Raw genomic sequence first — 10,815 nt, 5'->3', positions numbered from 1 at the left:
ATATTATCGGACACAATAGCGGCGTAGCCCGCCGCCTGGGTGCCCTCCCCTGGCACGGATGCCATCCCATGGCGTTTCCTGGTTCTATACCCCGGGCGTGGCGGAGCGCCCGCCGTGACGCGGAGGACAGTCATGGTTGATCCCGAGGACCGCGAGGCTTTTTGCCAGACGCTCGAGCGCGAGGCGTGGCGCATCGCCGCGACCGGCTCGCTTTCGAATGCCGGCCGGTTGGTCATGCAGTCCATGGCGACCAGCATCGCGGCGGCGCTGCCGGGGGCCTCGCCGGAGATGCGTGCGTCGGTGGCATCGAAGGCGCTGTTCGTGCTGGCGGAGACGGAATGGGACGCGGCGGTGCACGCGATGGCGGCGGTGCTGCTGTCTGGCACGAACCGGCTCGCGGCGGAGGACATGCTGGCGTCCGGCAGTATGGTGAAGCTGCGGGACCGCTGGCCATGACGGGGCAGGACATGCGCCCGGGGGTCCTGACCACGGAAGACGTGGCGAAGCTGCGCGCTGAGCTTGAGCAGCGGCATGGCATGACGCCGGCCCAGGCGGCGGAGGCCGTGGCGCGGGTGGTGGAGCTCCTTGCGCGGATAGCGGAGGATCACTTGCCATGACGGCGGAGGCCATCGACCCGGCGAACCTGACCCCGGCGCAGATGGACCGGCTGCGCGCAGAGTTTCAGAGCACCGGCATGACGCTGATCCAGGCGACGGAGGGGGACCGCTGGCCGCGCGCGTAATGCAGAGACAAGCCATGAATGACCCGAAGCTGCCCCTCTCCTACCCGGAGGCTCGGACCCCGCCGGGCCGATTGCGGTTGCGAATGGAATTGCAGCGGCACCAGGACCTGACGCCCGCCGAAGCGGCGGAGGCGGCAAACCTGCTGGTAGCCTTGGTGATGACGCTGGAGCGGATGGAAGCGGACCTTGCGGCGATGGCGCAGGACCGCCGGCCGCCCGTCTGATGCCGGACAAGCCCGGCGGGCAGTTCTACGACCACCACAACCTTGTTGCCGGCAGCGTCGGTCCGAAGTCGCTGATCGCACTGGCTTAGCAGCAGCCGGTGCGATGGTCGCCATAGCGTCACCCTGCCCTATTCGTTCTATGGCCGGCGGCCCTCCCCTCCCTGCTCATCGCCGCCGTCTCCCACGCCGGCGGATGAGGGAAGCCCCGCGCAAGGCCCCTACCCTCCGTCGCAGGCACGTTTCGAGAGGCTATCCGCCTTGCCGGGCTATGCTCCTACCGAACTATGTGGCTATGCGTCGGCCCCTGCCCTTCTCGCTGCCCGCCGCGCCGTTCCCCTCGCCTTGCGGCCTGCAGTCCACATAATCATGGCCAAGCGAGGCCGGCCGCCGCTGCGCTTCCCGCCTACGCAGATAGGCGCCTAGGCCTCCGCCCTTTTGACGGCATCAGCGAAGCTCGGCGCTGACCCGCATCGGCCGCACCGCAGCCGGGCGATGATCTGGTACAGCACTAGGTCAGGAAGGCCGTATCGCAGCCAGGTCGGACAGTCAGTCCCGCGCGGCGTGGCCGCAGCCGCACGAGGCTCTCAGCTCGCCCGTGTAGCGGCGGTACCAGAGCGGATCGGTGGGCCGAATCCGCCCGTAATTGGCTGCCATGACCCGGCGTAACAGAATGAAGAACAAGTCGCGAACATTCAGCCAAAATAGCGGCCTATGCACCTAGCGGTCTACGCGGTTACCCGCATAGGCCACTAGGCGGGCGTCATCTAGGCGGGTAGGAGGCTATCACGCTTCATCACGCTTCATCACGCTTCCCGCCTATCCGCCATCATGCTTCTATGCGCCAAGCCGGCTAGGGGGATAGCCTGCAACCAGGGGGATAGACGGCTATGGGGAATATAGTGACAGTGGCTTCTGGCAAGGGAGGCTGCTCGAAAAGCACGACGGTCATGATCCTGTCGGCCAACCTCGCTGCCCGAGGATACCGGGTGGCGGTGATCGATGCCGACCGCAACCAGTCCTTCGCGTCCTGGCACGCGCAGGCCTACGAAGGCCCCCCTTTCACCTGCCGAAGCGAGGTGGACCATATCAAGGTGGTCGATCTCGCCGGGGAGCTGGCCGAGAACCATGACGCTGTCATCGTCGACACAGCCGGGTTCGAGAACCTTACCGCGGCATCCGCAATCGGTATGGCGGATCATGTGCTGATCCCCTGCATGCCGGACCGGGGCAGCGTCCGTGAGACCATGCGCACCGCTCAGCAGGTAGCTAGCTTAAGCAAGGCGGCTAGACGGACTATACCCTATAGCGTGCTACTCACTCGCTGGAAGCCACGCGGCCTGTCCGAGCGGGCGGCGCTCGACAGCCTTGAGGAAGAGAAGCTGCCGATCCTGGTCCAGTCGTTCGGTGACCTGGCGGATTTCACCAAGCTGTCGTTCAGCGGCACCGTGCCGACGACGGGGAAGGTGGGTGATCAGGCCGGTAGCCTGATAGCCGAGCTAGTCGCAAAGGGGGCTATTCCCCTAGCGAAAGCTAGCCGGGTAAGAGGCAAGGCCGCATGAGCTCGTTCAAGCCGAAGAGAGTCAGCGGCGCGGACCTCGCCGCGCAGATATCCGGCGCGACCGCCGGTATGCCGCCCGTCGTCGCGCCGCCAGCGCCACCGCCTGCGGCCGCTCCCGTGCCGGTTGCCGCCCGGAACCGCCCACCGCCCGTGGTGCAGGTGAATTTCAAGGCGTCCGAAGCCTTTGCTGAGTTGATCGCCCGCGAGGCGGAGAAGGCGGGTAGCACGCGCAGGCTCTTTGCCCGGCTGATGAGAGAGGCTGGGTTCGACGTGCCGGACGCCGACGTGAATCCGCCGGATAACCGGCGCAGACGGTCTAATGGCTTAGATGCGTAGAAAGGGTATGGGGATAGCCACCTAGGCCGATCTCCCATGGCTTGCAGGCGAGCTGGCCAAGCACGTTGTCGAGCATGGGTAATCGCTCACGCCTCACAGGAGGGGTCGACATGCGGTGCGGCGCTGTGCAATCTCTCACGGTCTGAAGATCAGCGGCGGACGGGATAAGTCGTGGGACAGAAGCGGCCGTCCACATGCAATCACTCTCGCGCTTCTGGTGTAATCACTCTCGTGGAAGCATGCGCAATCGCTCCCACACTCCTATTAGATAGATACCGATAGTCTTCCTTTAGTTGCCGGTGGATAACGAGGACAACGCGATCACGCGCTTCGCCACCGGGGGAGGAGAGTGCTCAAGAGAGAGACCGCGCTTCTCCTCAGACATGCGCGCCTGGGGATAGACCACCTTCACTTGGCTGAGCAGGTTGAGGAAGTCGCGCCTGAAGAAGCGCACCTCCTTGTAGCCCTGCCCGAACTGGTCGTAGAGTGCCGCCCAGGACACGAACTGGGGCTTGCCTGCCGGGACGCGGTGGAGGCGCTGGGCCAGCCAGCAGTAGATGTCGAGAGCGAGTGCACTATGGGCCAGCGCCGCCACGGCACGCTCGTCCAGGGGTACGGCAAAGCGGGTCAGGCTCTCGTAGTAATCCAGAGAGAGGCGTAGAGTGGACGGCCAGAGCACCCGCTGGCCCGGCTCGTTCTGGAACCACAGGTCGAACGCGCCGACGACCTTGGTGTCGACCTGGAAGGCCCGGTCCTCGTCCTGCACGATACCCATGCGGAAGGTAGCCGCGGCCAGGGACGAGAGCTGCAATTTCAACATCTTGGCCTGTCGGCCGTCCTGGGTGCGGCCCATCAGGCGGCGAAAGAACGCCGTCATGGTGTCCTCGACCGGGATGACGGGCGACTGGCGGCGCACCGCCTCGGAGTTCAGGTGCATCAGGAGGAGCCGCGCCTTCGGCCCGTAGGGCAGCGTGAGCTGCTTGTAGGTGCCCGTCCGAGGATCCAGCACCTTGCCAGCCTCGAGGAGCAGCCTGGCGCGGCCCTGGCTGCGTTCCCAGACCATAACGCCCTCCGGGGGCTTCACAGTCGGAAGGGCGCATTGGGCCATGATCGAGTGGATGAAGCCCAGATCGTCGGCCGGGGAGGTCGCGATTTCAGTGCCGAGGTCGAGTAGGCGCTGCTGGATCACGCTGGCCATGGCTCTCCCTCCGCTTGGCTCGTTCCGAACTGCCACACGAGGCAGGAGTCTGGCCAGCGGCAAAGCGAGAGCGATTGCACGTGACCCGCCACGCCCGCTTCAACGCTTTGGGCCACGCTTGGGCGACCACATTCCGGCGCGCTTCGGGCTCGACCCCGTGCGCGACGTGCAGGTGCTGTGCCCGATGAACCGCGGCGGCCTCGGCGCGCGGGCGCTGAACCTGGAATTGCAGCAGGCGCTGAACCCGCCGGGGGAGCTGCGGGTGGAGCGCTTCGGCTGGACCTTCTGCCCGGGCGACAAGGTGATGCAGGTGGCCAACAACTACGACCGGGAGGTGTTCAACGGCGACCTCGGCGTGATCACCAGCCTCGACCTGGAGGAGGGCGAGCTGACGGTGCTCTTCGACGAGCGGCCGGTGGTCTATGGCTTCGGGGAGCTGGACGAGCTGGTGCTGGCCTATGCGACGACGATCCACAAGACGCAGGGGTCGGAATACCCGGCGGTGGTGATCCCGCTGACGACGCAGCACTACGCCATGCTGGCGCGCAACCTGCTCTACACCGGCGTGACCCGCGGCAAGCGGCTCGTGGTGCTGGTCGGGCAGCGCCGTGCCCTGGCCATCGCCGTGAAGAACGCCAACGGCCGCCGGCGCTGGTCCAAGCTGCGCGAATGGCTCACGCCAAGTCCCAGCGTGCCGCAGGCGCAGAGGAGCTGACCATGCCGATGCCTGCTCGCCGGATCCGCTCATCTGCCACTTCAGCTTCCGCAGATGCGGCGCCCAAATCCCCACAGCGTGCGCCGGCCAAGAAGACCAGTTCCCGCTCGCCCGCGCTAAGTGCCGAGGCGCTGGAGGGGCTGGGGGCGCGGCGGCTGGCCGAGTTGCTGATGGCACAGGCGGAGGACAATCCGACCCTGGCACGGGCGCTCAGTCTAGTACTGGCCGGCACCGACGGCGCCGGCCGACTTGCCGCGGAGGTCGAGAAGCGGCTACGCACCATCGGGCGCTCGAAGGGGTTCATCGAGTGGGACAAGGTGCGTCCGCTGGCCCGTGAGCTTGATGGCCTGCGCGAGACAATCGCCGGCCCGCTTGCTGCAGCAGATCCGCGGGCAGCAGCGACGCAGATGCGCCTGCTCCTCGAGCTGAGCGACGGCGTGTTCGGGCGCAGCGACGACAGCGGCGGCAAACTTGGTGAAGTGTTCAGGCAGGCCGGGGCCGAGCTGGGGCGGCTCTGGGGCCTGCTGCCTGGTCGAGACCCGAGGGCGCTGGCAGGCGAGCTGCTCGCCCTGCAGGATGCCGATGGCTACGGCGTGACTGATGACCTGCTGGCGGCGGCCAATCCGGCGCTCGGTCCCGAGGGGCGGGCGGAACTACGGCGCCTGCTGCAGGCGCGGCTGGCCGAGCAGCCGCCGTCGCGCGGCCAGGACGATTACGCGAGCTGGCGGGGGAGGGGCCTGGTGTCCCTGCGCCTGCGCGATCTGGCGGACCTGGAGGGCGACGTCGACGCGTTCATTGCAGCGGCGGAGGCAGGTGGGCGGGTGGAAACCCTGGCCGCTGAAATCGCGGAGCGTTTGATCACGGGAGGCCGCCCCGCCGAGGCGCTGGTCTGGCTGGATCGTGCACCAAGCCGCCACGAGGAGGAGGAGGTCCAGCACACGGATCTGCGGATTGCTGCGCTCGATGCTTTGGGACGGAAAGATGAGGCACAGACGCTGCGCTGGAAGGCGTTCAGCCTCTGGCTGAGCGCGGTGCATCTGCGGCCATACCTCCGCGGCCTGCCAGACTTCGACGACGTGGAGGCGGAGGAACGGGCGATGGCGCATGCGCTGGGGCATCCCGACCGCAACCTGGCGCTCAGCTTCCTGACAGGCTGGCCCAACCTGCACATGGCGAACCGGCTGGTACGCGCCCACCACATGGAGTTCAGCGGGCGCGACTACGGGCGGCTGCGTCCGGCAGCTGAGGTCTTGGCCGAGAAGTACCCCGCGGCCGCCACCCTGCTGCAGCGGGCCGCGTCGCGGCAGTACCAGTATGCTGCCCGTGACGTGCTGGCCTGCGCCAGCCTCGCGCCGTTGCTGTCGGACGAGCCCGGGCTGGAGAGCCACGCCGCCTTCATGGAACGGCTCAGGAGGGAGCATCCCCGCAAGATCGGGTTCTGGTCCCTGCTCGAGCCCGCAAAGCGATGAGTTGAGTTGATCGTGGCCGATCGACGCATGTGCCAACCTGCCCCGACGAAGGCGAGGGAGGTTTTTAGCATGGCGGTTCAGACCAGCGGCGGCGCGGATGAACTCACGGAGGTGCTGAACACGGCAGCACGCTTGGCTCTGGCTTTCCGCCATAATTTGCCGCACGGAATTCAAAGACCAGCCGCAGGTTACGCGGCGATGCGGAAAGCCTTCAGTGGCCCTCTGCCGGAGGAACCATCGGCAAGCGGCCAGGCAGTCATCGAGAACCTCGCCGCGCGTGCCGCACCAGGCCTGCATGCCTGTGCAGGCCCACGCTTCTTCGGCTGGGTGATCGGCGCCTCACATCCGGTTGGTGTTGCGGCCGACTGGCTGACCTCGGCCTGGGGCCAGAACGCCGGTAATCACGAAGCATCTCCAGCCGCGGCTGCGGCCGAGGCCGTTGCGGCCCGATGGCTGCTCGAACTTCTCGGCCTGCCGGTGGATTCTTCGGTGGGCTTCGTGACCGGCGCGACTGTCGCCAACCTCGTCTGCCTGGCCGCCGCCCGCAGCGCGGTATTGCGGCGCGCAGGCTGGGACGTCGAGGCGGATGGGCTTGAAGGCGCGCCGCCGGTGCGCGTGCTGATCGGCGACGACGCGCACACCACGGTCTTCCTCGGGCTCCAGATCCTCGGCTTTGGACACCGCCGGCTGGTGCGGATCCCGGCCGACGCTGACGGACGTATGCGGGCCGACGCGCTGGGCGCTGCACTGGCCGAGAGCGATGGGCCCTCGATCGTCGTGGCGCAGGCCGGACAGATCAACACCGGCGCATTCGACCCATTCCCGGACATGGCGGCCGCGGTGGGGCGGCATCCTTGCGCCTGGCTGCATGTTGATGCCGCCTTCGGCCTTTGGGCCCGCGCCTGCCCGGATCGCGCATATCTCGCGTAGGGTATCGAACTGGCGGATTCCTGGGCAACCGACGGGCACAAGTGGCTGCAGACGCCCTATGACAGCGGCTACGCCATCGTCCGCGACGCCGAGGCGCATCAACGCGCGATGACCGCGGCGGCCAGCTATCTGCCGCCCGTTGCCGAGGGCGAGCGTGATCCGTCGCACTACGTCCCCGAGCTCTCTCGACGGGCGCGCGGCTTCGCAACCTGGGCGTTAATCCAGGCGCTGGGGCGGCGCGGCGTTGCCGAGATGATAGGGCGGCACTGCGGACTGGCCCGGCGCCTTGCTGGGACGCTCGCGGCCGAGCCTGGCATCGAGGTGCCGCACGAGGTGGAGCTGAACCAGGTGCTGGTTCGGTTTGGGGTGGGGCAGGAGCCGGAGCGGGGCGACGTGCTGACGCGGGAGGTGATCGCGCAGGCGCAGGGGGATGGCGTCTGCTTTGCCGGCGGCGCGCGATGGCGCGGGCGTTGGGTGATGCGCCTGTCGGTGATCTCCTGGCCGACGACGGATGCGGATGTGGATCTCACCGCGCGTTCGATTATCGATGCCTGGCGGTTGGTCCAGGGGAACGCCGGCGCGTAAGCGGGACGGTCGGGATAATGGAACTGAGTTGGACAGAAGCAGATGTTGCAGGTCTATCCTACGGCGCTGCGCCAGCGGACGTTTGAGCCGCTTTCCGGAACAACCAGGCCGATACGAGCCACAGCGCGGCGAAGAATCCAGTCAGGAGCACGACAACTCCTGGCCAATTTGCCCCTGCGGAACCCCATCCAGCGATCAGGGCGATCATGCCGACCAACGCCTGAGCCAGCGCCGTCGCGACCAACGCGTGCGCCATGCCACGAGGCTGGAAGCGCACGATGAAAGCGCCAAGGATCCCGACGGCGAGTACTCCGCCATACATCAGGTTCGCTGGGTTATCCTCAGACCCAATGATGCCGACGGCGAGGTTTACCCAGATGAGGATGAAGACCGCCACAATCGCAACGCCGACGGCGGCCCGGTAGGCGATGTTCCCCGTCATCCTCGCCGCCAACTCGTAGACGCCGCAAGCACTGAGCAGCATAGCGCCGAGGACAACAAAATCAGTCTTGTCCCAGACCACCTCATCGGTGAACTGCATTGCGACCAGGGGCGCCAGGATTATGAGCGCTGCCATCAGCCAAGGCACGGTTCTCCGGACAGGAATGCCGTGTTCGACGCCACTGCTTTCAGTGCTTCCTGCTGTTGCCTTGCTGCGCCACATAAGTGAGGCCCTCATCTGGTTTGCTCATATGTGAGCAGCATGAAAAACTAGGCGCCTGTTTCGGAAAGAAATCGAGAAAATCTTGTGGCGCGAGCTGCGGCGGCTCTATTGTTATGACGCCTGGATATAGCCTTGAACGCAAACAGCGACAGGACCCCAATTATTTGGTGACTTGACGGGCCCTGCCGCCATACGCTCGTCGAGCCGCTGATCAGCGCCAATCGGTCGCGAGTTTCTCCTTCACTAAATATCCGGCGCCTCGCCGTATGCAGGGAGGTCAGAATGGTCATTCTGAGCGTTATGTATCCAGCTCCGCCTGGGTCAAGTTTCGATCAGGAATATTACCTCAACGAGCACACTGCGCTCCTCTGGCGCTGCTGGAAGGAAATGGGCCTTCGGGAGGTCCGGATTCTGCGCGGAACTGGATCTCCTGGCGACGGACCAGCAACCTACGGAATCATCGCCCTGCTGACGTTCGAATCTGCGGGCGCCCTGCAGAAGGCAGTTGCTTCGCATGGCGCTGAAATATTCGCTGACATACCCAAATTCACGAACGTTCAGCCCGTCGTGCAAATCAATGAATCGCTTCCATCGCCGTGACAGCTCGGCAGATCGGCGAGGCGTAATGAATGAGCACCAGACGACGCGAGCACACAGAAGTTCTGGGTAGATGAGCATGGCGGCCACGCCGCGCATCGAGGATCGGTGGACAGTGCTTGTCCTCGCGATCTTCGCGCGGACGGCTGGCGCGGTGCAGTTTCAATCAGTTGGCGCGACCGGCGCATCGATGCTCGCTGATCCCAGCCTGGGCAGCGGCTACGGCGGCCTCGGCCTCCTGATCGGGGCCTACATCAACGCTGCCTCAGCAAAGAAGTCGCACTACTTTTCATTGCGATCTTGAAAATACGTGCCGGCATCCCCATATGTGTGTCTCGAGAGGCGCGACCCCGCCCGGCTCCGTGGCCCCCTCGTTCCCCGACAGCAAACTGTTCTGCTTTCCGAGGCGAGGCTGTCTGAGCCGACCAGGCGCTGGATCTGGCCAAGGTCTCGGTAACGGGTCCGTCGGCCATCTCGCGCCGCCCCTGCTTCGGCAGGGGAGGGGACGTTGGCCTCTCGCCACCCCTGTCATCCCACCTCGGCGGACATGCGCCGCGTCACCTCGACGCCGCCCATGCCCGGCACCGCGCATCCGGCACTGAGCCGGCCGCTTCTGCGAACCTTCCCCTGCCAGCGGTGGCACGGAGGGTGCCGACGACAGGGTTACCCGGCGCCGCCCCGGATCAGGCGGGGAGGGGGCGCCGGTCCGCCGCGTCACGACGCGGCGTTGGCGCGGGTCGCTTGCCCGCGCCCGTCATCACACCAAGCCTGGGTTCAGCCCGGCAGCCCCGCAGCAGGCTCTCCAGGGCCCGCCACGGTGGCGGCCGGGCTGAACCTCCGTCTGGCCGCTCCCATGCCTTTCTCCGCCCTCTCCGGCTGGTCTCGGCAGCTCCCAAGCCGACCGTCGCGGTCCCTTGAGCAAGGCCGAACCCAGTGTTGGAGAACCCATGACCACCACCCTCAGCTACCAGGGCAGCCCCATCCGCCTCCGCGGCACCATGCTGAACCTGACCGACATGTGGCAGGCCGCAGACCGGCCGCCGAACCGGCGCCCCTCCGACTGGCTCGCCCTCGAGGAAACCGCGCGCTTCCGCACCCATGCAGGCACCCACCGGTCCAACGCCGACGACCTGTTCGCGCCAAATGCCGGCCTCGCCGGTATTTGCCACCTCGACAGCGACGGCCTCGTCGCCACCGTCCGCGGCAACCAGGGCGGCACCTGGGCGCACTGGCAGCTCGCGCTGACCTACGCCCGCTACCTCTCGCCGCCGTTCCACCTCTGGTGCAACACCGTCGTCCGCGCCGCCATGCAGCGGCCGGACGACGCACCCGTCGCGGGCCATGACCCGCTGCGGGCGCATCTCGACCAGCAGTTCCAGCGGCTGCATCACCGGCTCGACATCCTCGATGTCCTCGACCGGCATACCGCCGACCTGATGTTCCTGACGCTCTCGACGCAGGACCTGCTGCTCGGCACCCGGCGGGACTTTTCGATCGCGAGCCAGGCGGCGATCCGCCGCGCGGTGGCGGCCGAGCCCTATGCTGGACAGTGCCCCTGCTGCGGCGAGGCGCGCGTGCTCACCCGGGCGGGCGGGCCGGCAGAGGGCGCCGAGTTCGACCACTTCTTCCATCGCAGCCTGAACAAGGCTGAGCATGGCTGGCTGATCTGCGCGGACTGCCACATCGAATTGAACCGCGGCGGCTACCTGCTGCGGTTCAGCCACATGCCCAGGTTCCGTGCCTTCCAGGCGGCGGTGCTCGAACAGCGCGGCCGTGGCCGGATCGGCCACGGCCGCG

Annotated in this window: 12 protein-coding genes and 2 pseudogenes; 12 read left to right on the top strand and 2 right to left on the bottom strand. The window is 66.7% G+C overall.

Annotation, left to right across the window (positions count from 1 at the left end; all coding sequences use genetic code 11):
• The first annotated feature begins 132 nt into the window (after positions 1 to 132).
• The 6 genes from ACFHPP_RS29455 (at position 133) to ACFHPP_RS29430 (ending at position 2,860) form a co-directional block, all read left to right on the top strand.
• On the top strand, positions 133 to 456 hold the full coding sequence (locus ACFHPP_RS29455; protein WP_437166793.1) for a hypothetical protein: 324 nt from the start codon (positions 133 to 135) through the stop codon (positions 454 to 456).
• Positions 453 to 617, top strand: coding sequence for a hypothetical protein (locus ACFHPP_RS29450; protein ID WP_437166792.1), 165 nt, complete (start codon positions 453 to 455; stop codon positions 615 to 617). The genes ACFHPP_RS29455 and ACFHPP_RS29450 overlap by 4 nt, the downstream gene beginning before the upstream one ends.
• Complete coding sequence (locus tag ACFHPP_RS29445; protein WP_437166791.1) at positions 614 to 742, top strand: hypothetical protein; 129 nt, start codon at positions 614 to 616, stop codon at positions 740 to 742. Before ACFHPP_RS29450 ends, ACFHPP_RS29445 begins: the two co-directional genes overlap by 4 nt.
• Positions 743 to 756: 14 nt before the next feature.
• Positions 757 to 966, top strand: coding sequence for a hypothetical protein (locus ACFHPP_RS29440; protein ID WP_437166790.1), 210 nt, complete (start codon positions 757 to 759; stop codon positions 964 to 966).
• Positions 967 to 1,853: 887 nt separating this feature from the next.
• Positions 1,854 to 2,525, top strand: a complete 672-nt coding sequence (locus ACFHPP_RS29435) for a ParA family protein (RefSeq protein WP_437166789.1) — start codon at positions 1,854 to 1,856, stop codon at positions 2,523 to 2,525.
• Positions 2,522 to 2,860: a hypothetical protein gene (locus ACFHPP_RS29430; RefSeq protein WP_437166788.1), complete on the top strand. Its 339-nt coding sequence runs from the start codon at positions 2,522 to 2,524 to the stop codon at positions 2,858 to 2,860. The genes ACFHPP_RS29435 and ACFHPP_RS29430 overlap by 4 nt, the downstream gene beginning before the upstream one ends.
• 289 nt (positions 2,861 to 3,149) lie before the next feature.
• Here ACFHPP_RS29430 and ACFHPP_RS29425 read toward each other — a convergent pair whose 3' ends face one another.
• Positions 3,150 to 4,058, bottom strand: coding sequence for a replication protein RepA (locus ACFHPP_RS29425; protein ID WP_437166787.1), 909 nt, complete (start codon positions 4,056 to 4,058; stop codon positions 3,150 to 3,152).
• A gap of 124 nt (positions 4,059 to 4,182) precedes the next feature.
• On the opposite strand from ACFHPP_RS29425, the pseudogene ACFHPP_RS29420 reads away from it, so the two are divergent.
• From ACFHPP_RS29420 to ACFHPP_RS29410, 3 genes and pseudogenes are all read left to right on the top strand, one after another.
• A pseudogene (locus tag ACFHPP_RS29420) lies at positions 4,183 to 4,773 on the top strand (ATP-dependent DNA helicase); the annotation flags it as partial.
• Between the two features lie 2 nt (positions 4,774 to 4,775).
• Positions 4,776 to 6,242: a DUF6880 family protein gene (locus tag ACFHPP_RS29415; RefSeq protein ID WP_437166786.1), complete on the top strand. Its 1,467-nt coding sequence runs from the start codon at positions 4,776 to 4,778 to the stop codon at positions 6,240 to 6,242.
• A 27-nt stretch (positions 6,243 to 6,269) separates the two neighbouring features.
• Positions 6,270 to 7,757, top strand: a pseudogene (locus tag ACFHPP_RS29410) (pyridoxal phosphate-dependent decarboxylase family protein).
• Positions 7,758 to 7,815: 58 nt separating this feature from the next.
• On the opposite strand, the gene ACFHPP_RS29405 reads toward ACFHPP_RS29410, so the two are convergent.
• Positions 7,816 to 8,436 (bottom strand): hypothetical protein, encoded by a 621-nt coding sequence (locus ACFHPP_RS29405; RefSeq protein WP_437166785.1) that lies wholly within the window; start codon positions 8,434 to 8,436, stop codon positions 7,816 to 7,818.
• 267 nt (positions 8,437 to 8,703) lie between these two features.
• Here ACFHPP_RS29405 and ACFHPP_RS29400 point away from each other — a divergent pair, with 267 nt between their 5' ends.
• The 3 genes from ACFHPP_RS29400 to ACFHPP_RS29390 form a co-directional block, all read left to right on the top strand.
• A complete protein-coding gene (locus tag ACFHPP_RS29400; RefSeq protein WP_437166784.1) occupies positions 8,704 to 9,021 on the top strand; it encodes an EthD family reductase in 318 nt (105 codons plus the stop codon).
• 70 nt (positions 9,022 to 9,091) lie between these two features.
• On the top strand, positions 9,092 to 9,322 hold the full coding sequence (locus ACFHPP_RS29395) for a hypothetical protein (protein ID WP_437166783.1): 231 nt from the start codon (positions 9,092 to 9,094) through the stop codon (positions 9,320 to 9,322).
• A gap of 643 nt (positions 9,323 to 9,965) precedes the next feature.
• Positions 9,966 to 10,815, top strand: an 850-nt coding sequence (locus tag ACFHPP_RS29390) for a KilA-N domain-containing protein (RefSeq protein ID WP_437166782.1), incomplete at its 3' end; no start/stop codon positions are given.

The sequence above is a fragment of the Falsiroseomonas sp. E2-1-a20 genome (assembly GCF_051433195.1).
Taxonomy (GTDB): Bacteria; Pseudomonadota; Alphaproteobacteria; order Acetobacterales; family Acetobacteraceae; genus Falsiroseomonas.
The sequence above is the reverse complement of the archived record's forward strand: the minus strand, read 5'-3'. Positions and strand labels throughout refer to the sequence as shown.

What these genes read in the sequence shown, in the direction of transcription:
- ACFHPP_RS29455 (WP_437166793.1), top strand. Translation starts at nt 133, where the DNA reads ATGGTTGATCCCGAGGACCGCGAGGCTTTTTGCCAGACGCTCGAGCGC.
- ACFHPP_RS29450 (WP_437166792.1), top strand. Translation starts at nt 453, where the DNA reads ATGACGGGGCAGGACATGCGCCCGGGGGTCCTGACCACGGAAGACGTG.
- ACFHPP_RS29445 (WP_437166791.1), top strand. Translation starts at nt 614, where the DNA reads ATGACGGCGGAGGCCATCGACCCGGCGAACCTGACCCCGGCGCAGATG.
- ACFHPP_RS29440 (WP_437166790.1), top strand. Translation starts at nt 757, where the DNA reads ATGAATGACCCGAAGCTGCCCCTCTCCTACCCGGAGGCTCGGACCCCG.
- ACFHPP_RS29435 (WP_437166789.1), top strand. Translation starts at nt 1,854, where the DNA reads ATGGGGAATATAGTGACAGTGGCTTCTGGCAAGGGAGGCTGCTCGAAA.
- ACFHPP_RS29430 (WP_437166788.1), top strand. Translation starts at nt 2,522, where the DNA reads ATGAGCTCGTTCAAGCCGAAGAGAGTCAGCGGCGCGGACCTCGCCGCG.
- ACFHPP_RS29425 (WP_437166787.1), bottom strand. Translation starts at nt 4,058, where the DNA reads ATGGCCAGCGTGATCCAGCAGCGCCTACTCGACCTCGGCACTGAAATC.
- ACFHPP_RS29415 (WP_437166786.1), top strand. Translation starts at nt 4,776, where the DNA reads ATGCCGATGCCTGCTCGCCGGATCCGCTCATCTGCCACTTCAGCTTCC.
- ACFHPP_RS29405 (WP_437166785.1), bottom strand. Translation starts at nt 8,436, where the DNA reads ATGAGGGCCTCACTTATGTGGCGCAGCAAGGCAACAGCAGGAAGCACT.
- ACFHPP_RS29400 (WP_437166784.1), top strand. Translation starts at nt 8,704, where the DNA reads ATGGTCATTCTGAGCGTTATGTATCCAGCTCCGCCTGGGTCAAGTTTC.
- ACFHPP_RS29395 (WP_437166783.1), top strand. Translation starts at nt 9,092, where the DNA reads ATGAGCATGGCGGCCACGCCGCGCATCGAGGATCGGTGGACAGTGCTT.